This is a genomic window from Streptomyces sp. CNZ287 (assembly GCF_007827615.1).
The window spans coordinates 83,883-109,651 of sequence record NZ_VISV01000006.1; the positions used below are offsets into that span (position 1 = coordinate 83,883).

17 protein-coding genes and 1 tRNA gene are annotated in these 25,769 nt (G+C 73.8%); 7 read left to right on the forward strand and 11 right to left on the reverse strand.

Translation table 11 applies throughout. The features are described from left to right. The first annotated feature begins 44 nt into the window (after nucleotides 1-44). The 3 genes from FB457_RS13720 to FB457_RS13730 are packed head-to-tail and all read left to right on the forward strand — an operon-like array spanning nucleotide 45 to nucleotide 5,360. The gene (locus FB457_RS13720) at nucleotides 45-1,625 is read left to right on the forward strand and encodes a pyridoxal phosphate-dependent decarboxylase family protein (protein WP_047015905.1); all 1,581 of its coding nucleotides are present in this window, start codon (nucleotides 45-47) and stop codon (nucleotides 1,623-1,625) included. Continuing rightward, nucleotides 1,516-2,889 (forward strand): lysine N(6)-hydroxylase/L-ornithine N(5)-oxygenase family protein, encoded by a 1,374-nt coding sequence (locus FB457_RS13725; protein ID WP_047015906.1) that lies wholly within the window; start codon nucleotides 1,516-1,518, stop codon nucleotides 2,887-2,889. Before FB457_RS13720 ends, FB457_RS13725 begins: the two co-directional genes overlap by 110 nt. After that, nucleotides 2,889-5,360 carry a GNAT family N-acetyltransferase gene (locus FB457_RS13730; protein ID WP_486589028.1) on the forward strand — a complete coding sequence of 824 codons (2,472 nt, stop codon included), beginning with the start codon at nucleotides 2,889-2,891 and terminating at the stop codon, nucleotides 5,358-5,360. The genes FB457_RS13725 and FB457_RS13730 overlap by 1 nt, the downstream gene beginning before the upstream one ends. A gap of 80 nt (nucleotides 5,361-5,440) precedes the next feature. Here the strand turns inward: FB457_RS13730 and FB457_RS13735 are convergent, their stop codons facing one another. The 3 genes from FB457_RS13735 to FB457_RS13745 form a co-directional block, all read right to left on the reverse strand. Further along, on the reverse strand, nucleotides 5,441-6,640 hold the full coding sequence (locus tag FB457_RS13735) for an RNA polymerase sigma factor (RefSeq protein WP_047015908.1): 1,200 nt from the start codon (nucleotides 6,638-6,640) through the stop codon (nucleotides 5,441-5,443). Further along, the gene (locus tag FB457_RS13740) at nucleotides 6,637-7,044 is read right to left on the reverse strand and encodes a YciI family protein (protein WP_047019933.1); all 408 of its coding nucleotides are present in this window, start codon (nucleotides 7,042-7,044) and stop codon (nucleotides 6,637-6,639) included. The genes FB457_RS13735 and FB457_RS13740 overlap by 4 nt, the downstream gene beginning before the upstream one ends. 106 nt (nucleotides 7,045-7,150) lie before the next feature. Beyond that, a complete protein-coding gene (locus tag FB457_RS13745) occupies nucleotides 7,151-8,416 on the reverse strand; it encodes an MFS transporter (protein WP_145782049.1) in 1,266 nt (421 codons plus the stop codon). Between the two features lie 81 nt (nucleotides 8,417-8,497). Between FB457_RS13745 and FB457_RS13750 the strand changes: the two genes are divergently transcribed. Further along, nucleotides 8,498-9,037 carry a CGNR zinc finger domain-containing protein gene (locus FB457_RS13750; RefSeq protein WP_047015910.1) on the forward strand — a complete coding sequence of 180 codons (540 nt, stop codon included), beginning with the start codon at nucleotides 8,498-8,500 and terminating at the stop codon, nucleotides 9,035-9,037. 75 nt (nucleotides 9,038-9,112) lie between these two features. Here the strand turns inward: FB457_RS13750 and FB457_RS13755 are convergent. From FB457_RS13755 to FB457_RS13765, 3 genes are all read right to left on the reverse strand, one after another. Next, a tRNA-His gene (locus FB457_RS13755) sits at nucleotides 9,113-9,185 on the reverse strand. A 92-nt stretch (nucleotides 9,186-9,277) separates the two neighbouring features. Next, the gene (gene orn, locus FB457_RS13760; RefSeq protein WP_047015911.1) at nucleotides 9,278-9,886 is read right to left on the reverse strand and encodes an oligoribonuclease; all 609 of its coding nucleotides are present in this window, start codon (nucleotides 9,884-9,886) and stop codon (nucleotides 9,278-9,280) included. A gap of 5 nt (nucleotides 9,887-9,891) precedes the next feature. Further along, entirely contained in the window at nucleotides 9,892-11,124 is a 1,233-nt protein-coding gene (locus FB457_RS13765; protein ID WP_486589031.1) for a helix-turn-helix domain-containing protein, read from the reverse strand. A 956-nt stretch (nucleotides 11,125-12,080) separates the two neighbouring features. Here FB457_RS13765 and FB457_RS13770 point away from each other — a divergent pair. Further along, nucleotides 12,081-12,602, forward strand: coding sequence for a universal stress protein (locus FB457_RS13770; protein WP_047015912.1), 522 nt, complete (start codon nucleotides 12,081-12,083; stop codon nucleotides 12,600-12,602). A gap of 494 nt (nucleotides 12,603-13,096) precedes the next feature. Here the strand turns inward: FB457_RS13770 and FB457_RS13775 are convergent, their stop codons facing one another. Beyond that, nucleotides 13,097-14,443, reverse strand: coding sequence for a M14 family zinc carboxypeptidase (locus FB457_RS13775; protein WP_047015913.1), 1,347 nt, complete (start codon nucleotides 14,441-14,443; stop codon nucleotides 13,097-13,099). Between the two features lie 180 nt (nucleotides 14,444-14,623). Here FB457_RS13775 and FB457_RS13780 point away from each other — a divergent pair, with 180 nt between their 5' ends. Then, complete coding sequence (locus FB457_RS13780) at nucleotides 14,624-15,751, forward strand: ThiF family adenylyltransferase (RefSeq protein ID WP_145782051.1); 1,128 nt, start codon at nucleotides 14,624-14,626, stop codon at nucleotides 15,749-15,751. 52 nt (nucleotides 15,752-15,803) lie between these two features. On the opposite strand, the gene glmS is transcribed toward FB457_RS13780, so the two are convergent. Together glmS and FB457_RS13790 are read right to left on the reverse strand one after the other, a co-directional pair. After that, entirely contained in the window at nucleotides 15,804-17,618 is a 1,815-nt protein-coding gene (gene glmS, locus FB457_RS13785; protein ID WP_047015915.1) for a glutamine--fructose-6-phosphate transaminase (isomerizing), read from the reverse strand. Between the two features lie 38 nt (nucleotides 17,619-17,656). Further along, a complete protein-coding gene (locus FB457_RS13790) occupies nucleotides 17,657-17,914 on the reverse strand; it encodes a hypothetical protein (protein WP_047019935.1) in 258 nt (85 codons plus the stop codon). Nucleotides 17,915-18,087: 173 nt separating this feature from the next. Between FB457_RS13790 and FB457_RS13795 the strand changes: the two genes are divergently transcribed. Continuing rightward, entirely contained in the window at nucleotides 18,088-19,728 is a 1,641-nt protein-coding gene (locus FB457_RS13795) for a beta-N-acetylhexosaminidase (RefSeq protein WP_145782052.1), read from the forward strand. A 357-nt stretch (nucleotides 19,729-20,085) separates the two neighbouring features. On the opposite strand, the gene FB457_RS13800 is transcribed toward FB457_RS13795, so the two are convergent. Together FB457_RS13800 and FB457_RS13805 are read right to left on the reverse strand one after the other, a co-directional pair. Further along, nucleotides 20,086-22,671, reverse strand: coding sequence for a glycoside hydrolase family 9 protein (locus FB457_RS13800; protein WP_145782054.1), 2,586 nt, complete (start codon nucleotides 22,669-22,671; stop codon nucleotides 20,086-20,088). Between the two features lie 161 nt (nucleotides 22,672-22,832). Next, the gene (locus tag FB457_RS13805) at nucleotides 22,833-25,661 is read right to left on the reverse strand and encodes a glycoside hydrolase family 48 protein (RefSeq protein WP_347612300.1); all 2,829 of its coding nucleotides are present in this window, start codon (nucleotides 25,659-25,661) and stop codon (nucleotides 22,833-22,835) included. Nucleotides 25,662-25,769: the final 108 nt, after the last annotated feature.

Genomic DNA, 25,769 nt, shown 5'->3' on the forward strand with positions numbered 1-25,769 from the left:
TAGGCTTCCCTAAGTTTTTGGCCCCCGTCGTGAGGACACCATCCATGAGGTCCCACCTGCTCAACGACCGCACCGCCGGTGCCTACCGTCGTACGGTCACCGCAGGCGTCGAGCACATCGCGGCCCGACTGGCCCATGCAGACCGCCCGTTCACGGGCATCACACCCCCCGCCCTCGCCCCGGTCGTCGACGCCGTCGACCTCGACCTCCCCCTCGGTGACGCCGGCGCCGCGCTGGCCGAGCTGGACCGGCTCTACCTGCGCGACGCCGTCTACTTCCACCACCCGCGCTACCTCGCCCACCTCAACTGCCCCGTCGTCATCCCCGCCGTCCTCGGCGAGGCGGTGCTCTCCGCCGTCAACTCCTCCCTGGACACCTGGGACCAGTCCGCCGGCGCCACCCTCATCGAACGCCGCCTGATCGACTGGACCGCCGCCCGCATCGGCCTCGGCCCGGCCGCGGACGGCGTGTTCACCTCCGGCGGCACCCAGTCCAACCTGCATGCGCTCCTGCTCGCCCGCGAGGAGGCGTGCGACGGCGTGCGCAAGCAGCGGGGCACCGGGCTGCGCACCGCCGAGATCCTGCCCCGGCTGCGCATCCTCGCCTCCGCGCACGGCCACTTCAGCGTCCGCAAGGCCGCCGCGCTCCTCGGCCTCGGCGAGGAGGCCGTCGTCGAGGTGCCGTGCGACGCGGAGCGCCGCATGCGGCCCGCCGCGCTGGCGGCCGCCCTCGCGCGGCTCCAGCGCGACGACCTCGTCCCCATGGCCGTCGTCGCCACCGCGGGCACCACCGACTTCGGCAGCGTCGATCCGCTGGCACAGCTCGCCGGGGTGTGCGCCGGGTACGGCGTGTGGCTGCACGTGGATGCGGCGTACGGCTGCGGGCTGCTGGTCTCGGGCCGCCGCCGGCACCTGCTCGCCGGCATCGAGCGCGCCGACTCGGTGACCGTCGACTTCCACAAGTCCTTCTTCCAGCCGGTCAGTTCCTCCGCCGTGCTGGTACGGGACCGGGCGGCCCTGCGGCACGCGACGTACCACGCCGACTACCTCAACCCCGAGCGCATGGCCGCCGAGCAGATCCCCAACCAGGTCGACAAGTCACTCCAGACCACCCGCAGGTTCGACGCGCTCAAACTCTGGCTGACGCTGCGCGTCATGGGCGCCGACGGCGTCGGCGCGCTCTTCGACGAGGTCTGCGACCTCGCCGGGGCCGGGTGGCGGCTCCTCGACGCGGACCCCCGCTTCGAGGTCGTCGTACGGCCGCAGTTGTCGACGCTGGTCTTCCGCTACGTCCCGGACGGCCCCGCCGGCACCGACCCCGCCCGCGTCGACGCCGCCAACCTGCGCGCCCGTGAACGGCTGGCCGCCTCCGGCGCCGCGATGGTCGCGGGCACCAAGGTCGACGGCCGGCACCACCTGAAGTTCACGCTGCTCAACCCCGAGACCACCACCGAGGACCTGGCCGCCGTCCTCGACCTCATAGCCGCGCACGCCGCCGACCACACCGGAGAGTCCCTTGTCCCCGAAGCCCCCGCCGCCGACCCAGCAGCCCCCGCAGTCCCCGCAGGCCCGGCAGTCCCCGCAGTCCCCGCAGGCCCGGCAGCCCCGCCAGTCCCCGCGCGCTGAGACCCGCGTCCACGACTTCGTCGCCGTCGGCCTCGGCCCGTTCAACCTGGGCCTGGCCTGCCTGTCCGCGCCGGTCGACGGCCTCGACGGCGTCTTCCTGGAGCGCAAGCCCGACTTCGACTGGCACTCCGGGATGTTCATCGAAGGCAGCACGCTCCAGACGCCGTTCATGTCGGACCTGGTCACGCTCGCCGACCCCACGTCCCCGTACTCCTTCCTGAACTACCTGAAGGAGACCGGGCGGCTGTACTCCTTCTACATCCGCGAGAACTTCTATCCGCTGCGCGAGGAGTTCAACGACTACTGCCGCTGGGCCGCCGCCCAACTCCCCGGCGTCCGCTTCGGCGAGGAGGTCACCGCCGTCGTACGGGACGCGGCCGACGGCACGTACGTCGTCCGCACCCCGCGCGGCACGTACCGCGGGCGCCGCCTCGTCCTCGGCACCGGCACGCCGCCGTACGTACCCGAGCCGTGCCGCGGCCTCGGCGGCGACCTCCTCCACAACAGCCGCTATCTGGAGCACCGCGAGCGGCTGCGGGACAAGGAGTCGGTCACGATCGTCGGCAGCGGGCAGAGCGCCGCCGAGATCTACTACGACCTCCTCCAGGACCTGCGCCCCGACGGCTACCACCTCACCTGGGTGACCCGCTCGCCGCGGTTCTTCCCGCTGGAATACACCAAGCTGACGCTGGAGATGACCTCCCCCGAGTACGTCGACTACTTCCACGCGCTGCCGGCGCCCGTCCGCGACCGGCTGGGCCCCGCGCAGAAGAGCCTCTACAAGGGCATCAACACCGAGCTGATCGACGCCATCTTCGACCTCCTCTACGTCAAGTCCCGCCGCGGCCCGGTGCCCACCCGGCTGCTCACCAACACCGCCCTCGTCTCCGCCGGGTACGCGGACGGCACGTACACCCTGGGGCTGCGCCACGAGGAGCAGGGCCGGGACTTCGAGCTAGCCACCCAGGGGCTGGTGCTGGCCACCGGCTACCGCTACGCCGAGCCGCCCTTCCTCGCCGGCATCGCCGACCGCCTCGCGCGCGACGAGCAGGGACGCTTCGCCGTCGCCCGCAACTACACCGTCGACCACGCGGGCCGCGAGGTCTTCGTCCAGAACGCCGAGCTGCACACCCACGGCTTCGCCGCGCCCGACCTGGGCATGGCCGCGTACCGCAACTCCTGCATCATCCGGGAGATGACGGGCCGCGAGGTCTACCCGGTCGAGAAGTCCATCGCCTTCCAGGAGTTCGGAGCGCCGGCCTGATGGAACTCACCCTGCGCCCCCTGGACCCGGTCCTGGACGCGCCGCTGCTGCACACCTGGGTCACCGATCCGAAGGCCGCGTTCTGGCTCATGCAGGGCTGCACGCCGGAGGAGGTCGAGAAGGAGTACGCGCGGATCGCCGCCGATCCGCACCACGACGCCTGGCTCGGCCTCGCCGACGGCACCCCCGCGTTCCTCGCCGAGCGCTACGACCCGGCGCACCGCGAGCTGACCGGCGTCTACGCCGCCGAGGACGGCGACGTCGGCATGCACTTCCTCACCGCGCCGGCCGGCACCCCCGTGCACGGCTTCACCCGCGCGGTGATCACGGCGGTGATGGAGTGGCTCTTCGCCGACCCGGCGGTGCGCCGGGTCGTGGTCGAGCCCGACGCGCGCAACACCGCGGTGCACGCGCTCAACGAGGCCGTGGGCTTCCGCGTCGCGCGCCGCGTGCGGATACCGGGCGCCCCGGGGAAGCCGGGCAAGGAGGCGCTGCTGAGCTTCTGTACCCGCGAGCAGTTCGCCGCCTCGCAGGCGCCGGCCCCTCCCGACCCCACCGGGCACCTCACCCCCGGCCACTGGGCGGAGGCGACCCGCCGGCTGCTGGCCAAGGCCATCGGGGAGTTCACCCACGAGCGGCTGCTGACGCCGGAGCCGCGGGGGGTCGGCTCGTACGCGCTACGGGCGGGGGACGCCGAATACCGCTTCGAGGCCCGGCGCTACGCGCTGGACCACTGGCGCGTCGACCCGCGCACCGTCACCCGCCACGCCCCCGGCGACCCGCCGGAGGGCTCGGCGCCCGACGCACTGCGGTTCTTCGCCGGACTCCGGGAGCCGCTGGGGCTGAGCCCCGAGGTGCTGCCGGTGTACCTGGAGGAGATCACGTCCACGCTGGCGAGCAGCGCGTACAAGCTCGCCGGGCCCGAGGACCCGGACCTGGCGACCGCGGACTTCCAGCGGATCGAGGCGGGGATGACGGAGGGCCACCCCTGCTTCGTCGCCAACAACGGCCGCCTGGGGCTGGGCGCGGCGGACTACCGCGCGTACGCCCCCGAGACCGGCGCCCGCACCCGCCTCGTCTGGCTCGCCGCCCACCGCGACCGGGCGGCCTTCACCTGCGCCGCCGACCTCGACTACGACACGCTGCTCCGCGCGGAGCTGGGGCCCGCCGTGCTGGACCGCTTCGCGGCCCGCCTCCGGGCTCTGGGCCTGGCCCCGGACGACTACCTGCTGATGCCCGCGCACCCCTGGCAGTGGGAGCACAAGCTCTCGGTCACCTTCGCGGGCGAGGTCGCCGCGCGCCGGCTGGTGTACCTCGGCGAGAGCGAGGACACGTACCAGCCGCAGCAGTCGATACGCACCTTCTTCAACACGTCCGCACCCCGGAAGCACTACGTCAAGACGGCGCTGTCCGTGCTCAACATGGGCTTCATGCGCGGGCTTTCCGCCGCGTACATGGAGGCCACGCCGGCGATCAACGACTGGGTCGCGGGGCTGGTCGACCAGGACGAGGTGCTGCGCGGCACGGGCCTGGTGGTCCTCCGCGAACTGGCCGCCGCCGGCTACCGCCACGAGGCGTACGAGGCCGCCACCGCCCCCGGCTCGCCGTACCGCAAGATGCTCGCCGCGCTGTGGCGGGAGAGCCCGGTGCCGCGGCTCGCCGAGGGCGAGCGGCTCGCGACGATGGCGGCGCTGCTGCACACCGACCGCGCGGGCCGGCCGCTGGCGGCGGCGCTGGTCGAGGGCTCGGGGCTGGCGCCCGAGGTGTGGCTGCGGCGGTACCTCGACGCGTATCTGACGCCGCTGCTGCACGCCTTCTACGCGTACGGGCTGGCGTTCATGCCGCACGGCGAGAACGTCATCCTGGTCCTGGACGAGGCGGGGGCGGTGGTGCGCGCGCTCTTCAAGGACATCGCGGAGGAGGTCGTGGTCATGGACCCGGACCTGCCGCTGCCGCCGGCGGCGGAGCGGATCCGCGCCGAGGTCCCGGACGACATGCAGCTGCTGTCGGTCTTCACGGACGTCTTCGACTGCTTCTTCCGCTTCCTGGCGCCGCTGCTGGACGAGGCGGGGGTGCTGGGAGAGGAGGACTTCTGGCGGACGGTCGCGGAGTGCGCGCGGGACTACCGGGCGGCGGTGCCGGACCTGGCGGACCGGTTCGAGCGGCACGACCTGTTCGCGCCGGAGTTCGCGCTGTCGTGCCTCAACAGGCTGCAGTTGCGGAACAACCGGCAGATGGTCGACCTGACGGACCCGTCGGCGGCCCTCCAGTTGGTGGGAACCCTCCGCAACCCCCTGGCCCCCTACCGTCCCCGCACACCCACCCCAGGGCAGGCCGCCCCACCGACAGCAGCCCGGGCCACCGAGGACGCGACGCCGGTGGCCCGGCAGGCACACGCGTCACCGGACCCGAACGCCGACGCCGGACGCCGAAACCCGCCCCCCGAACCCCGCACACCCACCCCAGGGTAGGCCGCCCCACCGACAGCAGCCCGTGACCCGGCCGGTGTCACCGGCACGCCCCCCAACCCGCCCGCGCGCCACCGCCCCCTTCACCCCCGCAGCCGCGCGTTGAGCCGCGCGGCCTGCCGCGTCAGGTGGTCCCGCTCCGGTATGTTCGGCGCCGAGCGGGCCGCCTGCGCGTACAGCCCGGCCGCCGTCTCCGTGTCGCCGTCCCGCTCGTGCAGGTACGCCGCCACCGCCGTATACCGCGGCAGCGACGGATCGAGCTCCGCCAGCGCCGCCAGCCCCGCCCGCGCACCGTCCGCCTCGCCCACCGCCACCGCCCGGTTGAGTCCGGCCACCGGACTGCCGGTGAGGCGTACCAGCTCGTCGTACCACTCCACGATCTGCACCCAGTCCGTCTCCGCCGCCGTCGGGGCGTCCGCGTGCAGCGCGGCGATCGCCGCCTGCGCCTGGAACTCCCCCAGCCGGTCCCGGGCCAGCGCCGCCTGGAGGATCCCGACGCCCTCGGCGATCAGCCCGGTGTCCCACAGCCCGCGGTCCTGCTCGGCGAGCGGTACGAGCCTGCCGTCCGCGCCGGTACGCGCCGGCCGCCGCGCGTGGTGGAGCAGCATGAGCGCCAGCAGCCCCGCGACTTCCTCGCCGCCGGCCCCGGCGCCCTCGCCCCCGGCCGCGGCCCTTCTCGCCACCGCCGCACCCGTCCTCGCCGCCAACTGCCGCGTCAGCCGGATCGCCTCCGCCGACAGGTCGACGTCCCCGGAGTAGCCCTCGTTGAACACCAGGTACAGCACCCGCAGCACGGTCGCCAGGTCCCCGGGCTGGTCGAACCGCACCCCGGAGACCGTCCGCTTCGCCCTGCTGATCCGCTGTGCCATGGTCGCCTCGGGCACCAGATACGCCCGCGCGATCTGCCGCGTCGTCAGCCCGCCGACCGCGCGCAGCGTCAGCGCGACGGCCGAGGCCGGCGTCAGGGACGGGTGCGCGCAGAGGAAGTAGAGCTGGAGCGTGTCGTCCACCGCCCCGCCCCCGTCCGGCGCGGGCTCGGCCTCGACCCGTTCCTCGCGCCGCCGCCGAGAGCTCTCGGCCCGTACGGTGTCGAGGAACTTGCGCCACGCCACCGTGATCAGCCACCCCTTGGGGTCCCGCGGCGCGTCGCCCTCCGGCCAGCCGCGCACGGCCTCGACCAGGGCGTCCTGTACGGCGTCCTCGGCCGCCGCGAAGTCTGCTCCGCGGCGGACGAGGACCCCGATGACCTCCGGCACCAGCTCCCGCAGCAGCGACTCGTTCACTCGGCGGCCGGGGCCTGCACGCCGTAGGCCGGGCGGATCTCCAGCCACTCGTGGATCGGCTTGCCGCCCGCACCCGGGGCGGCGGACAGCTCGGCGGCCAGCTCCAGCGCGCGGTCGTAGGTCTCCACGTCGATCACCATCCAGCCGGCGATCAGATCCTTGGTCTCCGCGAACGGCCCGTCGGTGACCGGGGGCCGGCCCTCGCCGTCGTAGCGGACGAAGGTGCCCTCCGGGGCGAGCGCCTGCTCGCCGACGAACTCGCCGGTGGCCTCCAGCCGGGCGGCGAAGTCACGCATGTACTGGATGTGGGCCGTGACCTCCTCCGGCTCCCACTGGTCCATCGGGACGTCGTTGACCGCCGCCGGCGCGCCGCGGTAGTGCTTGAGCAGCAGGTACTTGGCCATGATCTTCTCCTTGCCGAGGTACGGCCCATTGTGGGCCGCGTTCACCCCGGGGACGGAGCCGCGCGCCGGTTCTCGACATCCGCCGGGAAAAATCTTGGCCGAAGACTCAGCGCAGGGTGTCCGCGCCCCGCGCGGCCGCCCGCAGGAAGAACGGGACCGTCAGCAGCGAGGCCACCGCGAAGAAGCCGAACGCCGCCCGCGGCCCGGCGAACTCCGCGAGCAGCCCGACCAGCCCGGCGCCCAGCGGCATCGCGCCCCAGGCGAACATCCGGCTCGCGGAGCTGAACCGGCCGAGCATCGCGTCCGGCACCGCCCGCTGGACGACCGTGCGGCTGTTGACCGTCCACAGCGTGCCGCCGAGCCCGCCGAGGAACGCGGCCGCGGCGACGGCGCGCGCGTCGGCGGTGAGCGCCGGGACGGCGGCCATCGCGGCGGTGCCGAAGAGGTCGGCGAGCATCACGCGGCGGCGGCCCAGCAGCCGGTTGAGCCAGGTCACGGTGGTGGCGCCGAGGAGCCCGCCGATGCCCAGCGCGCTGAGCAGCACGCCGTACTGGCCGGGGGTGAGGCCCATGTCGCGGGTCGCGTACAGCGGGATGAGCGCGAGCCAGGCGCCCCAGGTGCCGGAGAGGACGGTGAGGATGAGGGAGAGGGAGCGCAGCAGGCGGTGCCGCCAGAGGTAGCGGAGCCCTTCGGCGATCTGCCCGTTGACGGTGGTCGCGGGCGCCTCGTCCCCGTTCTCGTACGCCACGGCCCCCGCCCGGAACCGCCCGGCGAGCAGCAGCAGCACGAGCGCCGCCGCGGCGTACGCGGCCCAGGTCGCACCCAGCGCCCAGCCGGCGCCCACCGCGATGAGCAGCCCGCCGACGAACGGCCCGGCGAACTCGCTGAACACCGTCTCCGCCCCGGCCACCCATGCGTTCGCCTTGTCCCGCCCGGCGGGCGGGACGGCGGCGGGGACCAGCGCGGTGGCCGCGGTGGAGGCGACGACGTCGGCGACCCCGATGGCCGCACCGGCGGCGGCCAGCAGCGCCACGGAGAGGTCGCCGCTCGCGGCGGCGGCGAGCAGCGGCACCATGGCGAGCAGCCGCAGCACGTTGACGATCCACAGCAGCCGGCGCCGGTCGACGCGGTCGACGAGCACGCCCGCGTGCAGGGCGACGAGCAGCCACGGCAGCGAGATGGCCAGCGCCACCCCGGTGACCTGCGCGGGAGAGCCGCCGGCACGGACGGCGAGCAGCGGCAGGGCCATCTTCACCACGCCGTCGGCGAGGTTCGTCACGGCGGTGAACGCGACGAGGACGGCGGTGTTGCGGCGCCCGGTGTCCCGCCCGGTCCGTAGCCGATCACTCTCCAGCACCCCGGCTGCACCCATGACGCCCCCTCTAACCACCAAAGCCGTTTACCGGTGAGAGGGAAGTTACCACCAAACGCGATAGCCGGTAAAGTGGTCCGTATGCGCACACCTCCTCGGGCTGCCGAGCTGGTGGCCGACTTCGCCAACACCCTGGACATCTACGCCGGCACGGACACCCTGAGCACCCCGGACGAGCTGGCCGCCTGGCTGACGACGCACGTTCTGCCGGTCACCGGCACCCCCGACCCGGGCCTGCACGCGGCGGCCGTCGCCCTGCGCGCGGGCATCCGCGAACACCTGGGCGCCCACGTGGGCGACACCCCCGACCCCGCCGTCACGGCGGCGGCCGACGCGGCCCTGACCCGCTTCCCCCTCCACCCCACCGCCGCAGGCCCTCCGGTCCCCGCTCCCGGCCTCACGCCCGCGGAGCGGGCGGTCGCGGAGCTGGCCCTCGCCTGGAGCACGCTGACGATCACCGGCGACGCGGCCCGCCTCAAGCGCTGCGCGGAGCACACCTGCCACGAGGCGTTCTGGGACACGTCGAAGAACCGCAGCAAACGCTGGTGCTCGATGCAGGGCTGCGGCAACCGCGCCAAGGCCCGCACCTACGCCGCCCGCCGCGCCGCCGCCTCCGACTGAGCGACCACGCACCGTAGCGCCCGGACACGCGTCAGGACCCGCACCGCCGAAGCGATACGGGCCCTGACCGAAGAGGGTGAGTGACGGGACTTGAACCCGCGGCCACCTGGACCACAACCAGGTGCTCTACCATCTGAGCTACACCCACCGTGAGCTGATGCTTCCGCACCGGCCGTATAGAAGTGTACAGGGTCGCCGGCGGTGCTCGCCTCCGGCTTTCCCCGGGCCGCGGGGGCTTCGTTACGAGCCGTCCGCCGCCAGCGTGTGGCGGGACGCGATGGCCTTGGCGGTCTCCGAATCCGGGCCCGGCGGGGGGACGAAGACCGCCTCCCGGTAGTAGCGGAGTTCGGCGATGCTCTCCCGGATGTCGGCCAGCGCGCGGTGGTTGCCCGCCTTCTCGGGGCTGTTGAAGTAGGCCCGCGGGTACCAGCGGCGGGCCAGCTCCTTGACGGACGAGACGTCCACGATGCGGTAGTGCAGGTGGCCCTCCAGGTTCGGCATGTCCCGGCTGAGGAAGCCGCGGTCGGTGCCGACGGAGTTGCCGCAGAGCGGGGCGCGGCCGGGTTCGGGGACGAACTCGCGTACGTAGGCGAGCACCTGCCGCTCCGCGTCCGCCAGCGTCGTGCCGCCGGCCAGCTCGTCGAGCAGGCCGGAGGCGGTGTGCATGGCGCGGACGACGTCGGGCATGGAGGCGAGGGCCGCGGCCGGGGGCCGGATGACGATGTCGACGCCGTCACCGAGCACGTTGAGCTCCGAGTCGGTGACGAGCGCGGCCACCTCGACGAGCGCGTCGTCGATCAGCGAGAGGCCCGTCATCTCGCAGTCGATCCAGACCATCCGATCGTTCATGGCCCTCACCCTACGTGCCGGTCCCGCTGTCCCGGTACGGTCGCGCGCCTGACGAGCGCTCCCCGGTGCCGCGGCGGGTGCGGCTCGGTGTGGCCGGGCGCGAACGCGTCGGACTGCGGCTTCTCCGCACCGTCCGCGCCCCCGCCCGCGACCCCCGCGGGCCCGGCCGCGCCGGGCGGCTGCGGGCGCCGCGGCGCCGGGACCGTGGGGGGTTCCGGCGGCGGTACGGACTGGGGGTTGCGGGCCCGGTAGGCGGCCCGGTACGCGGCCGGGGAGGAGCCGAGCTGGCGGCGGAAGTGCCCGCGCAGCGCGACCGGCGACCGGAAGCCGCAGCGACCCGCCACTTCGTCCACGGAGAAGTCCGACGTCTCCAGCAGCCGCTGCGCCTGAAGCACCCGCTGGGTGATCAGCCACTGCAGCGGAGCGCTGCCGGTGAGCGAGCGGAACCGCCGGTCGAACGTGCGTCGGCTCATGTACGCGCGGGCCGCCAGAGTCTCCACGTCGAACTGCTCGTGCAGGTTCTCCAGCGCCCAGGCGACGACCTCCGCCAGCGGGTCTCCGCCGATCTCCTCGGGTAAAGACCTGTCGAGGTAGCGCTCCTGGCCGCTGCCGCGCCGCGCGGGCACCACCAGCCTCCGGGAGAGCGCGGCGGCGGCCTCGGCGCCGTGGTCCTGGCGCACCAGGTGCAGGCACAGGTCGATGCCGGCGGCCGTGCTCGCCGAGGTGAGGATGTCGCCGTCGTCGACGAACAGCTCGCGCGGGTCCATGTGGACCGACGGGTAGCGCTTGGCGAGCGTCGGCGCGTACATCCAGTGCGTGGTCGCCGGGCGGCCGTCGAGCAGTCCGGCCGCGGCCAGCGCGAACGCGCCCGTGCACAGCCCGACGATGCGGGCGCCGTCCTCGTGCGCCCTGCGCAGCGCGTCCAGCGCCGCGGCGGGCGGCGGCTGGGTGATGGAGCGCCACGCGGGCACGACGACGGTGCCGGCCCTGGCCAGCGCTTCCAGCCCGTACGGAGCGGAGAGCTCCAGGCCGCCGGTGGTACGCAGCGGGCCGTCCTCACCGGCGCAGACCAGCAGCCGGTACCGGGGGGTGCCGGCGTCCTGGCGGTCGACTCCGAAGACGGAGAGGGGGATGGAGTTCTCGAAGACGGGGCCACCGCTGAACAGCAGCACGGCGACGACCTCACGGCGCCGCCGGGGCGGGCGCGGTGCTTCGCCCCGCACCGCCTCGGTCCGCACCGCGGCTGCCGCCGCCTCGGGTGTGCGTGGCCCGCCGGACCGGATCGTTGCGCCCGCTCCGGTGGAGTCCTGGCTCATGACGCTAAGCCCCCTCGCTTCTCTCTTCCTCCGCGTCCTGCACCTACACCCCCGGGACGATCTCGGTCTCTCGGCCAAGATCAAATCTACTGTGTGTCGTCCGGCGGACCGGACAGCTTCAGCCCCGCATCTATAACGACAGGTAGAGCGGCTCTTGTGTGACACGCGTGCCGGGTTCGGCCCTGCCTCTATGTCGACAAGGAAACCTGGCGTGAAGCTTTCGATCGCGAACGGTTCCACTCGTTCACGCGTCAGGGAAGGCCACCCCCTCCGGTTCTCCGACGTGCAGGGCTCGTGCGCCCCGACTGCGCCCCCAGCCCCCCGAGCCCGGAACGTTCCAGCTTCAAGTCTTGCAACTCCGATGTGCAGAAGGGAAGTTGGCCGAAAAGATCGGGTCAGAGGAGGTTGTCCCCTCAACCAAGGGCGTACGCCCGCGCCCAGCCGCGAAAACGCCGGTGCCCGTCGCGCCCGCGCCGTGTCCTGCGGCGCGACCCCGGCGCACGTGCCACGTTTGCCTTCGCGGCGGCGACCACGGCCCCCGGGGGCGCGGCGACAGCGCACGGAAGCGTGGGGGGCGGCACGAAGGGCGGCGGCGTGATCCCCGAGCGCCGCCGCCGTGCGCCCCCGGCGGTGCCCGAGACCGATCACCGGGCCACCGCGCCGACCGGTCGGCGTTGCGCGGGACGCCGCACTGGGGCATGCTCCTGTGAACCGTTCGCCGGGCCACCTGGCATACCGCCGCCCGCCCCTGGGCAAGGGAGGTAGTGTCGCCGTACCCTTGTTGTACGGGATTGGGAAGATGATTCCCGGACACAGGAAGCGCGGACACAGCAAGCCGTGTCCCTCCAGCCACGAGGATTCCCTTCGCCGAGACACCGATGGCCGGTCACGAATTCCCCGAACCCGCGGACCGCAAGCCGGTCGCCGATCCCACGGCGGACCTGGAGGCGGCGGCCGAGCCGCGCCAAGGCTGCGATCCCGCCTTCAAGCACGGCGTCGTCTGCGGCTTCGACGGCTCCATGTCCAGTGAACGCGCCCTCGCCTACGCGGTCGGGATGGCGCGGCGTCTGGGCTGCGGCCTGATCATCGTGCACGTGGCCAACCGGCTGCCCACCACCGTCTGGGCCGGCTGCGAGCCGCCCGTCTTCGTGGACGTCCCCGACCACCGCACCGAAGTCCTCGGGCTGGAACTCGCCTGCGCCGACTACCTGTCGGACGTGCCCTGGATCCTCGTCGAGCGCGGCGGCGACATCTGCCACGAACTGGAGGAAGTCGGCCGGGAGTACGAGGCCGACGCCATCGTGGTCGGCTCCACGCAGGGCATCGTGGGCCGCATCTTCGGCTCGGTCGCGGGCCGCCTCGCCCGGCGGGCGCAACGGCCCGTCGTGGTCGTTCCGTAGCCGCTCCCGCGCACGTTTGCGCCGGTCGCGCCCATGGTGCGCGCCGTCGCGCCTCCCCGGAGAAATCTACTCGCGGGTAGATGTGGGTTGTGAATTTGTGAGGGGCATATAGGGGACACGACGACGCGCTGCCGACCGGGAGGTGACGGTCCCCGGTACGGCAGCGGCACCGCCGGCGTATTGGGCGACGCCGGCACAGGGGAGGCGGCCCTCTGCGCGACGTGGTGGCACGCGCAGAGGGCCGCTCTTTCGCCTCCCCTGGGGGCGGCGGGTTGAACGGGGCCGGTGGCTCCGGGTCCTCGCTTCCACGCCGGGGTTGGAGCGGCTTCGCCGCGCGTGGCGGCTGCTTCGTTCCCACGGGCCCGGCTCTCGCCTCACGTCCGGGATGCTGCGGCTCCGCCGCGGACCCACCGGTCCACCGGGACCGCGTCACGCCCACGCTCCGTACGGCACCCTCCGCCGCGCCCCGGAGCGTCGGCCCGGACGGGGCCCCGTCACCCCCCGCGGCGACGGTTCGCGGGAGAGCCGTCCCTGCGGGGCGCGGAGTCGAGGGCCAGGCGGGCGAGGCGGGCGATGAACTCCGTCTGCAGGGCGGTCTGGTCGCGTACGGGGATCCAGCGGGGCCCGAAGTCGGCCGCGTAGCTGCGGCGCCAGCGGGTGAGCAGCGTCTCCGCCGCGGGACCGAGCGGACGGCCGTCCGTCGCGCGGGCGAGCATCGCCGCCGCCCGCAGCGGCAGCCGCCGGGCGGCCATGCGCAGCGCGAGGGCGCCGCCCGCGGTCGCCGCGGGCGGCGGGCTGCCCGGCGAGGGCGGCGCGGACCACTGCGCGGCGTTGGTGAAGCAGGCTTCGGTGAGCCAGCCCGCGGCGTCCAGCAACGGCCCCGGGGCGTCGCCGAGTCCGGTACGGGCCTCGTCCAGCAGCCCCGCCAACCGGTCGGCCTGCGCCCGCAGACGCCCCACGGCCTGTCCCACGACCAGCCCCGGCGCCCCGGTGGGCCGGAGGTCGGCGACGCCCTCGACGGCCCAGACGGGCGTCTCGACGACGGCGGTCACCGTGCCGTACCGCAGCGGGTGGAACCACGTCGAACGGGTCAGCCAGTCGCGGTGCACGACGTTGGCGTCGAGCCCCGCCCCCGCGGCCATGAGGAAGACGCCCGGCCCGGCGCCGGGCATGTGCAGCGTGTCCACGGGCGCGGCGGCCAGCGGCACGGCGAGGCCGGCGGCGGCGTCCGCGAGCGCCGCGCGGGCGCCCGGCAGGTCGTGGGTGAGCTGCACCCAGGCGCCGCCGACATCGTTGGCGTGCAGGGAGAACTGCACCGCCGGGCGCAGCTCGTCCAGCACGGTCAGCAGCGCCCGGGTCTCCGGCAGCGGCGCGGCCCGGCCGCCCGGCAACGGCAGCCACTCGGGCTGCTGGTCGGCGGCGGGCCGGTAGAAGTGGCGGAGCTGGCGCTCCAGGGTGCCGGGGTGGCGGGTCCAGGGCTCGGTGTGGCGGGCGCCGTCCGGGTCCAGGCAGAGCAGGAAGTGCCAGGCGGCGTCGCGGTCGTGGCGGCGGTCGCGCGCGCCGGCCCCGCCGCGCCCGCCGCGTACGGCCCGGTAGGCCAGGTCGGCGACGGCCGCGCCCCCGGCCGGCTCGTTCGGATGCGCGCCGCTGACCACCAGGACGTTCCGGGAGCCGTGGCCGACGGAGAGCAGCCAGAGCGGCTCCCCCGCGCGGGATTCGCCGATCTGCCGCAGCCGGCAGCGGGACGGATGGCGCCGCGCCAGGTCGCGGGCGGTCCGGGTGAGGTCGTCCACGGTGGGGTAGCGGTACCGCGCCAGCGCGGGGACGCCGACCGACGTCACTCGCCGCTGGGGTTGCTGTCGCCTGCCGTCTCCTTCTTGCCGAGACGACGGATCCTGATCTCCTGCATTGCGCCTCCCTCCCGCCCTTGTCCACTCTGTGTGCTTGAAACGACTCACTCAGTAGTGCACATTGGGCCGGGTCGGTGCAAGGCTTCCTGGCGCATCATCCTGGAGTGGGGTATGGCGGTGGGAGAGTGGGCACGGCCCCGGGTCAAACCGGAGCACCGCGGCTATCGCACCGTGGCGGGAAACGTCCGTATCGGCAGCGTGATCTACGGCGTCGGCGCGGAGATCGAGGACCCGCGGGGCTGGGTCTGGACGCTGGTCGAGGCGGCCGACGGCAGCCGCAGCACGCGCGACATCGTCACCGCCGTGCGCGCCCGGCACGAGGAGATCGAACCCGGCGACGTCACCGCGGCGCTGGAGCGGCTGGCCGCGGCGGGCTTCCTGGAGGACGCGGCCGCGCCGCTGCCCGCACGGTTCTCGCCGCGGGAGGCCGAGCGCTACAGCCGGGGCGTACCGCTGCTCCGCTGGATGGACCTGGGCGCCCGCGCCAGCGCGTGGGAGGCGCAACTGCGGCTGAAGGAGGCCCGGGTACTGGTCCTGGGCGTCGGGGGTACGGGAGGCGCGGCCGCCTGGCACCTGGCCGCCTCCGGCGTCGGCCACCTGCACGTGGTCGACGACGACCGGGTGGAACTGTCCAACCTCAACCGGCAGTTGCTGTACGCGGAGGCGGACCTGGGGCAGCGGAAGGCCGAGGCGGCGGTGGCCAGGCTCGCCGCCCTCAACCCCGACATCCGCGTCACCGGCGAGGTGCGCCGCATCGCCACCGCCGCGGAGCTGGCCGCGCTCGTCGTCTCCTCGCCCCCGTACGACGTGTTCGTGCTGGGCGCCGACGGGCCGCCGCAGATACGGCGCTGGGCGAACCGGGCCTGCCTGGCCGCGGGACTGCCGTGGGTGGACGGCGGCTACAGCGGGCCGCTGGTCACCGCGGGCGTCCACCGGCCCGGTACCGGCGGGTGCTGGGAGTGCCTGCACGACCAGGCCAGGCAGCGGGCCGACCTCGGCCTCGCCCCCGGGGCGGACGAGCCCGGCACCTCCGCGCACCTGCCGTGGAACCCGGCCAACGCGGTCACCGCCGGGCTCTCCGGCGCGCTCGTCGCGTACGGCGCCCTGGCCCTGCTGACCGGCATCCCGCCGCTCGAACCCGGCGTCCGCTTCGGGTTCAACCTGATGGTGCCCGGCGACGAGGTGACCGTCCGGCTGCCCCGCCGCCCCGACTGCCCGGCCTGCGGCGGCCGCGGGTGAGACACGACGGCGGCCGGCCGGCCTCACGGCCGGCCGCCGCCACCGCCCGCGCCTACTCCACCGTCACCGACTTCGCCAGGTTCCGCGGCTTGTCGATGTCGCGGCCCAGCTCCAGCGCCGTGTGGTACGCGAAGAGCTGGAGCGGGATGCCCATGAGGAGGGGGTCGAGCTCCGGCTCGCTGCGCGGTACCACGATCGTGTGGTCCGCCTTCTCCTGCCGCCGGTGCGCCACCGCGAGGATGCGGCCCTCGCGCGCCTTGATCTCCTCCAGCGCCGCCCGGTTCTTCTCCAGCAGCTCGTCGTCCGGCACGATCGCCACCGTCGGCACCTCGGGCTCGATGAGCGCCAGCGGGCCGTGCTTCAGCTCGGAGGCCGGGTACGCCTCGGCGTGGATGTAGCTGACCTCCTTGAGCTTCAGCGCCGCCTCCCTGGCCACGGGGTACCCGCGGACCCGGCCGATGAACATCATCGACCGGGCGTGCGCGTACTCCTTCGCCAGCGCCCGGATCTCGTCCTCGCCGCGCAGCATCTCGGCGATCTGCTCCGGCAGCCGCCGCAGCCCCTCGAGGACGCGGCGGCCGTCGGCGACGGACAGGTCGCGGATGCGGCCGAGGTGGAGCGCGAGCAGGGCGAAGGCGACGACGGTGTTGGTGAAGCACTTGGTGGACACCACGCAGACCTCCGGGCCCGCGTGCACGTAGATGCCGCCGTCCGTCTCCCGGGCGATGGCGGAGCCGACGACGTTGACGACGCCGAGGACCCGCGCGCCCTTGCGCTTCAGCTCCTGCACGGCGGCCAGCACGTCGTACGTCTCGCCGGACTGGGAGACGGCGACGTAGAGCGTGTCGGGGTCGACGACGGGGTTGCGGTAGCGGAACTCGCTGGCCGGCTCGGCGTCCGCGGGCACCCGCGCCAGCTCCTCGATCAACTGCGCGCCGATCATGCCCGCGTGGTACGACGTGCCGCAGCCCAGGATCTTCACGCGCCGCACCGCGCGCGCCTCGCGCGCGTCCAGGTTGAGGCCGCCGAGGTGGACGGTGGAGAACCGGTCCTCGATGCGCCCGCGCAGCACGCGGTCGACGGCTTCGGCCTGTTCGCAGATCTCCTTGTGCATGTACGTGTCGTGACCCGCCATGTCGTACGACTCGGGCGACCACTCCACCGTCTCCGGCGAGGACGAGGTGCGCGAGCCCTCGGTGGTGTACGTGCGGTAGTCGTCGGCCTTGATCGTGGCCATCTCGCCGTCTTCGAGGGTGACGACCTGCCGGGTGTGCGAGACCAGCGCGGCGACGTCGGAGGCGACGAACATCTCCCGCTCGCCGATGCCGAGCACGACGGGCGAGCCGTTGCGGGCGACGACGATGCGGTCGGGGTGGTCGGCGTGCAGCACGGCGATGCCGTACGTGCCCTCCACCAGCAGCATCGTCTCGCGTACGGCCTCCTCCAGGGTGGCGGCGACGGAGCGGCCGACGAGGTGGGCCAGCACCTCGGTGTCGGTCTCGGAGGTCAGCTCGACGCCGTCGGCGGCGAGCTTGGCGCGCAGGTCGGCGGCGTTGTCGATGATCCCGTTGTGGACGACGGCGACCTTGCCCGCCTCGTCCAGGTGCGGGTGGGCGTTGGCGTCGCTGGGGGCGCCGTGGGTGGCCCAGCGGGTGTGCGCGATGCCCGTGGCGCCGGCGAAGCGCTTGGGCAGCCGGGCCTCCAGGTCACGTACCCGGCCCTTGGCCTTGACCGTCTTCAGCGCGCCGGAGCGGGCGGCGATGGCCACGCCGGCGGAGTCGTAGCCCCGGTACTCCAGCCGCTGGAGCCCTTCGAGCAGCAGCGGCGCGGCGTCGCGCTTGCCGATGTAACCAACGATTCCGCACATATCGTTCGCTTCCTGTCGGGAGAGGGTGAGGGTGGGGGCTAGCCGTAGACGAGGCGGCGCAGCTGGCGCCGGGTCAGTTCGGGCGGGGCGACCGCGCGGTGCGCCAGCTCGCGGGCGATCCGGTCGAAGATCTCGTCGTTCACCAGGCCGGCCGCCTGCAGCTCGCGGTGGCGGCGGCGGACGAACGCGGGCGTCGTCTCGTCGAAGTAGGCCAGGACGTCCTGCACGACCCGCGCGGCTTCGCCGCGGCTGAGCGGCGCGCTGCGTGTCAGGTGGTCGATGAGGTCGTCGTGCACCCGTCGATACTGCTTGATGATCTTCACTTCCGCAAGAAATCTGCCCGGAATCGGGCAGGAATTCTTCCTTCCCCTCGTCAGAATGGTCTACACCCTTGACCGGTGCGGACACCGGCGGTACGTCTGGGAATGTCCACGTCATGCGCACGATCCGCAGCCCCGAAGGGACCACTGTGAGAGGTCACCGCCTGAGGACTCCCCCGCACCGCTCCCCGCGCTCCCTCGCGCGCCTGGGGGTCGCGCTGCTGCTCACCGTCGCCGCCGGCGCCGGCGCCGGCGGCGCGGCGGCGCCCGGCACGGCGGACGGCGGGCGGCGGGCCGCCGCGCCGGCCGCCCTGGACTCCGTCATCCCCGCCCCCGCCGCCGTCGCGCCCGGCGGCAGCCCGTACGAGATCACCGCCGATACCGCCATCCGGGTGCCGGCCGGCAGCTCGGCCGCCGCCGCGTCCGCCCGGGGCGCGGGCGAGTACCTGGCCGGCGTGCTCCGCCCCTCGACCGGCTTCGAGCTGCCCGTCGGCAGCAAGTCGGGCGACGTGGAGCTGCGGCTGAGCGCCAAGCTGAAGACGGCCGTCGGCACCGAGGGCTACGAGCTGACCTCCGGCGCCGACGGCGTGCTGATCTCCGCCGCCGCCCCCGCCGGGCTCTTCCACGGCGTCCAGACCCTGCGCCAGTTGCTGCCGCCCGCCGTGGAGGCGGACACCCGGCAGGACGGGCCGTGGCCGGTGGCCGGCGGGCGGATCACCGACGAGCCGCGGTTCGCGTACCGCAGCGCGATGCTCGACGTGGCGCGGCACTTCTTCACCGTCGAGCAGGTCAAGCGCTACATCGACCAGCTCGCGCTCTACAAGTACAACACCCTGCACCTGCACCTCACCGACGACCAGGGCTGGCGGCTGGCGATCGACTCGTGGCCGAACCTGGCGGAGTACGGCGGCAGTACGCAGGTCGGCGGCGGCCCCGGCGGCTACTACACCAAGGACCAGTACCGCGAGCTGGTCGCGTACGCCGCCAGCCGGCACATGACCGTCGTGCCCGAGGTCGACATGCCGGGCCACACCAACGCCGCCCTCGCCTCGTACGCCGAACTGAACTGCGACGGCGTCGCCCCGCCGCTCTACACCGGCACGAGCGTCGGCTTCAGCTCGCTCTGCGTGCCGAAGGAGGTCACGTACGACTTCGTGGACGACGTCATCCGCGAGCTGGCCGAGCTGACGCCCGGCAGGTACCTCCACATCGGCGGCGACGAGGCCCACTCCACACCGCACGACGAGTACGTCGCCTTCATGGAGCGGGCGCAGGCGATCGTCGCCGGGTACGGCAAGACGGTCGTCGGCTGGCACCAGATCACCGCGAGCCCCGCCGAGGGCACCGTCGCGCAGTACTGGGGCACCACCGGCGGCGAGCAGGAGGTCATCGACGCGGCCAAGGCGGGGACGCCGCTGGTGCTGTCGCCGGCCAACAGGACGTATCTGGACATGAAGTACCACGCGCGGACGCCCCTCGGGCTGAGCTGGGCCGGGTACGTGGAGGTGCGGCAGTCCTACGACTGGGACCCCGGCACGTACATGCGCGGCGGCGTGCCCGAGAGCGCGATCCTCGGCGTCGAGGCGCCGTTGTGGTCGGAGACGCTGTCGACCAGCGACCAGATCGAGTTCATGGCCTTCCCGCGCGCCGCGGGCGCCGCCGAGCTGGGCTGGTCCCCGGCCGCGAAGCTCGGCTGGGACGGCTACCGGGACCGGCTGGTGGCGCAGGGCCCGCGGTGGGAGGCGATGGGCATCGACTTCTACCGCTCGGCGCAGGTGCCCTGGGAGTGACCCCGGCGCCGCCGGGACCGGGGGGCACGGGCCCGCCTCCCCCCGGCGGCTGCCGGTCCGCGGCGAGGCCGCGGAGCCCGCTGAGGGGAGGCGGTGGGGGGACGGCCCGCACCGCTCGGCACGGCTGGAGACCACCGCCTCCGCGCCGTCCCGAGGAACGCTACGCACGCTAGTGGCCCCGACTCGGGCAAAAATCGCAACACGGGCGCCGGGCACGAGCCTTAAGACTCTCTTGAGGAACGCATCGGAAGCACTTAATCCGTGCGCCGCCGGGGCGGGAGCACCCCGCCGCGGCGGCGCACGGACGGTCGTTCAGGTGCGGATGCCGCTCAGGTGCGGCACCTCGGGTACGGCGGCTCAGGTGCCGCCGCCGAGCTTCACCTCCCGCGGCGTGCCGTTGCTGCCGCTCCAGCCGGCGTTGAAGCCGAAGGAGACCGAACCGCCGTCCGGCACCCGGCCGTTGTACGGCGTGTTACGGCAGGTCACAGTGGTGCCGGTCTGGGAGCAGACCGCGTTCCAGGCGTTCTGGAGCCGCTGGCCGTCCGGGAAGTCCCACTGCGCGGTCCAGCCGTCGAGGGCCGCGCCGTCGCAGGAGACGGTGACGGTGCCGGTGAAGCCGCCCGGCCACTGGTTGGGCACCGAGTACGCCGCGGAGCACTCCTCGCCGGGCCCCGGCCCCGGGTCGCCGCCGCCGCTGCCGAGGTCGTCGGCGTAGCCGGCGATCCAGGCGAGCGGGGCGTTCCAGTTGATCGTGACCTCGTTGGTCGAGTACGACTCGATGTGGTCGATGTAGCACATCGCCGGCGGGCAGCCGGCCAGCTCCCGCTGCGCCACCGGGTCCTCCAACTGCGAGTCCGGGCCGCCGGCCAGCGCGCCCGCGGGCGGGTTCGGCAGGCTCGGGTCGAGCTGGTTGGCCCAGAACCTGTGGTGCTGGTTCTTCGAGTCGCGCTCGCCGTGTCCGGTGACGTACGACTGGTTCAGCGGGTTGCGGCCCAGCAGGTAGTCGAGGCCCGTGAGCACGGCGTCGCGGTAGCCGGCCTCGCCGGTGAGCCCGTGGGCGGTGGCCAGGACGACCATGTTGTTGAGCACCTGGCTGTTGGAGCCCCAGACGTAGCGCCCGCCCGCGGGGGCGTACGGGACGCCGTAGGCGGCGTTCGCCGCGTCGGCCGCGTAGCCGTCGGCGGCGTCGGTGACCATGCCGCGTACGGCGGCGAGCTGCGCGTCCGTCAGCCCGCTGTCGACGGTGGCCAGGTCGAGCGCCCCGAGCCCGGCGGTGGCGGCCCACGACATGCCGTCGGCGGGGAAGACCGCCTCGGCGTCGCCGTGCAGGGGCGAGTCGAGCACGTCCTGGAGGTAGGCGTCCTCGCCAGTGGACAGGTACAGCTCGGCGGCGGCCCAGTAGAACTCGTCGCTCACCTCGCCGTCGCTGTACGCGCCGCCGCCGGTGCCGTCGTTCGGGTCGGCGAGCCGGTCCGGGTTGGCCTCGGCCGCGGCGTACGCGGTACGGGCGGCGGCCAGGCAGCGGTCGGCGAAGTCCGCGTCGAAGTCCGCGTACAGCCGCGCGCACTGCGCGCCGGTGGCGGCCAGGTTGAGCGTCGCCGCGGTGGACGGCGGGTGCAGCTCGCGGGCCTGCGCGTCTTCGTGCGGCAGCGTGGGCAGGGCGGTCCACTGGTCGTCGTGCAGCTTGTGGTGCGCCATGCCGGCCAGCTCCTCGCCGGCCGGGACCTGCATGGAGAGCAGGAACTCCATCTGCCAGCGCGCCTCGTCGAGCACGTCGGGCACGCCGTTGCCGCGCTCGGGCACGGCGAGCTTGCCGTCCCCGATGGGCTCGCCGTCGGCGCCGTCGGTGGTCAGCGTGCGCTCGTACACGCTCATCACCTGCGCGGCGGCGATGCCGCCGTTGACGACGTACTTGCCGTGGTCACCGGCGTCGTACCAGCCGCCGGCGGCGTCCAGGGTGTAGTCGCAGACCCCGGGCTGGCAGGGGACGTCGCTGTCGCCCTGGTTGGGCTCGACGTTGACGTGTCCGGCGGGCCTGGCGTACTCCTCGCCGACCAGGTCGGCATCGATCTCGATGCCGCTGCGGTTGTGGTAGAAGTACGCGAGCGCGTCGGTGCGCAGCGTGCCGTAGATGTCGTCGCCGATGGCGAACGGCTCGCTGGTCTCGCCGTCGATCGTGACGGTGTAGCCCTCGCCGGCCTCGGTGAAGTCGCCGAAGGCGAAGGTGTGCACGTTCTCCAGCGAGGTCGGGTCGGTGCCCGCGGGCACGGTGGTGCCGCTCGCCTTCTCGGTGCCGTCGGCGGCGTTCAGGGTCCAGGTGAGCGGTTGGGCGGCCTCGGTGACGAAGGTGCCGTTCTTCGGCCCCTCGGTGAGGTAGCCGACCTGGTTGACGCGCACGGGCGAGCCGGTGTCCGGGTCGTACGGCGGCTGCTCCGCCCCGCCGCGGAGCGAGACGTCGTCCAGGCAGAAGGTGAACGCCGCGTCGCTGCCGCCGATCTGGAAGGCGAGCTGGGCGGCGTCGTCCGCGGCGGTGGCGGTGAAGACGTGCTCGAAGGTCGTGGCGGTCTCCGTCACCTGGTCCGCGGAGGAGAAGAACTGGCCCCACGGCTCCACGGCCTGCTGCACGTTGGTGCGGATCGTCACGGGTGTGGTGGCGGTCGCGGTGTAGCGCAGGGCGTAGGTCTCGCCCGCGGTGATCGGCAGGGCGTCCTGGCCGATGATGGCGTCCCACGGGTTGACCGTGCCGGCGGGCACGTCGGCGCAGAGCCGGCCGTCGACCACGGTGCCGGGGCTGTCCGGCGTGAACCACCAGGGCGCGGTGCCGGCGTCGAAGCCGCCGTTGAGGATCAGCTCGGGGCCCTCGTCGGCCGCGGCGGCGCCGGGCGCGGCGAGCGCTCCGGCGACCAGCACGGCGGCGAGGGCACGGGGTAGGTGCCGTCTCACGGAAGACGTCCTTTCGGCAGGGGGTGTGGGGGTGGGGCGCGGCCGCACCCCTCGTCGTCACGGCCGCGCCCTCGGGGCGGGCATCGGCCCGCCGTCGTGGAGCGGCGGGTGCGTACGGGCCGGAGCCGTCCCGCTCGTACGCACCGGGCCGCGCGCCGGGGTCAGGGCTCCGTGCCCCACACCGGCGAGCCGGCGACGTACGCGACGATCCGGGGCGCGTCGATGTACGTGCCGGTGGTGGCGCGGCTGTAGTCGTCCGACTCGTCGAAGGCGGACCAGTCGGTCTTGTTCAGCCGCAACTGGATGTCGCCGGTGGAGGCGCCGGCGGCCAGGCTGCCGGCACCCGCGGTGAAGCCGACCTCCAGGTAGTGCGTGGCGCCGGCTTTGCCGCCGCCGGCCGCGACCACGCGGTGCGTGACGTTGGCGGCGCCGATCTGGGCGTAGTCGCACCAGGTGCTGTACGTCGCCGCGCCGGACTCGCCGCTGAACCAGTAGCGAACGGTCAGCGTCGACAGGCTCAGCGCGCCGCCGCCGGTGTTCACGATCCGGAGGCCGGGCCTGATCTGGTTGTCGGTGAGGGCCTGGTCGTTGTTGCGGTACTCGACCTTCACCGCCCCGGTGCCGGTGCCCGTCCCCGTCGTCGCCGTCACCGCCGCGGACGGCTGCGAGGCGTTGCCCGCCGCGTCCCGGGCGGTGACCGTGTAGGAGTACGCGGTGGCGGCGGAGAGCCCGGTGTCGGTGAAGGACGTGGAGGTCGCGCTGCCCACCGGCGTGCCGTCGCGGTACACGTCGTACGCCGTCACCCGCACGTTGTCCGTCGAGGCGGTCCAGGCCAGCGCGACGCTGCTCGCCGTGGTGCCGGTGATCCGCAGCCCGCCCGGCACGGTCGGCGGCTCGGTGTCGTCGCCGGGGCCGCCGGGCGTCTCGCCGCCGAGCAGTTCGCCGTAGGCGGCGAAGGCGAGGGCGAGGGCGGCCTGGGCCCAGAAGCGGTGGTACGTGAACACCGGCGCGGCGCCGCCGTCGAGGTACGTCTGCACCTTCTCCCAGTCCGGGTCCTCGCGGTACCAGGGGCGCAGGCCGATGAAGGTGACGCCGGGTTCGATGGCGTCGCCGTACGGGGAGGTGCCGGACCAGCCGGCGGGCACGTACACCTCGTCGTCGAAGCGGTCGTAGTCGCGGCGGGTCTCGGGGACGGCGATGCCCTTGTCGTCGGCGTGCGCGGCCATCGCGTCGAGCAGCGCCTTGGCCAGCGCCGCGGCGTCGGTGTCCGCGGCCCTGGCGGCGTAGTACACCAGCGTCATGACCAGCGCCGCGCCGACGCCGACGTCGTCGGCGTAGTCCACGACCTCCACGTGCAGGCCGGCGTTGGCGCCCGGGTTCGCGGCGTTCCAGGTGTCGGGAGCGCCGGTCCAGCGCAGGGTGGACGGGAAGCGGTAGCTGCCGTCGGCGCCGACGGTGGTCTCGGCGGAGGCCCAGGCGACCCACTTGGCGAGGACGGCCCCGGCGTCGGCGTTGCCGGTGGCGTGGTAGTACTGCGCGACGCGCTCCATGCCCCAGACCTGGAAGCCGAACCAGTTGTTGCTGGGCGGGTCGTGGTAGACGGGCTGCCAGTCGTAGGGCATGCCGTAGAAGGTCGGCGTGCCGTCGGGCGGGGCGCCGTACTGCCCCTCCCAGCTGTTGGTGCAGCCGCCGGCGAGGGCGCCCTCGGTGGACTGCAGCCAGCGCAGGAACTCCAGTTGCCGGGTGAGGGACGTGGCCCAGTCGCTCTTCGCGGTGGGGGACTTGGGGGTCAGCTCGGGCACGGTGGCCAGCGCCCAGGCGGCGAAGGGGTTCTGGTAGCCCTGGTGGGACGCGCCGTCGCCGATGCGCCAGGCCCAGCCGCCGCCGCTGCCGGTGGAGCCGCCCCAGGCGTAGTACCAGGACAGCAGGTAGTGCTGGGAGGTGCGGCCGGTGCCCGCGGGGCAGCCGGTGGGGCTGTCGCAGTCGCCGATCTGCTTGAAGTACTTGTCGAACATGGCGTAGCGCAGGTAGTCGCCCATCTTCGCGGCGCGCGCGACGGACTCCGCCACCTGGCTCTCGTTGCCCTGCGCCCTGGCCCAGGTCAGCGCCCAGTACGCGGCCTGTACGGCGCGGGCGTCGGCGTCGGGCGCGTTGGTGTACTTCCACTGCTGCGCGTAGGAGGCGTCGCCGACGAAGAGGTCGAGGTAGCCGTTGGGGCCGCCGAACTCGAAGAGGTCGGTGGTGGGCTGCGGGATCGTCTCCCAGACCGACTCCTGGGAGCCGCGCTGGTAGCTGTTGATGAACGACGCGCCGGGCCCGGGTCCGTTCTGGCCGCCGGTGCCGGGGGTGTTGCCGTAGCCGTAGACGTTGTCGAGATCCATCAGCCAGTGCATGCCGTAGACGTCCATCGTCCCGTACGCGGACGCCAGTTCGGCGGCGATGGGGTCCTGGCCGACGGGCACGTCGGGGTCGAGCTGGGAGGGGTAGGACGAGACCTCGGAGTGCTCGGGCGCGTAGGTGGCGGGCGAGCCCGGGTTGTACGAGCCGCTGCTGGGCTGGTCGACGTGGGGCGGGATGATGGAGCGCTCGGCGGTCTCCCAGGCGCCGTTGAACGGGCCCCAGTCGCCGGTGACCCTGCCGTACGCGGCCTCCAGCCAGATCCAGAAGCTGAACGCCTCCGAGGTGGTCTGGTGGCCGTGGTCGGGCGCCTCGACGATCAGGGTCTCGACGCAGTGGTAGGGGATGCCGTCCGGGCTGAAGTACCCGTTGCCGGGGTCCTTGATCTTCTCGTACTGGGCGAGGAAGGCGTCGGTGTACGGGGTGGCGGCGACGGCCTTCGTACGGTCGTCCGCCGGCGCCTCGGCGGCGTGGGCGGTGGCGCCGGCCAGGGCCTGCCCGGCGCCGAGGGCGACGAGCGCGCCGCCGGCGGCGGTGGTGAATGATCTTCGCGACAGCCGTACGGACTCGTCGGGAGTGCGGGGTGCGTGCACGAATCCTCCTGGAACTGGAAGGTGTTCGGGCGTGCGGATGCGCGAGCGGACGGCGTGGGGGGACAGCCGGGCCGGGCGCACGGGGCCTGTGTGCGCCCGACCCGGCTG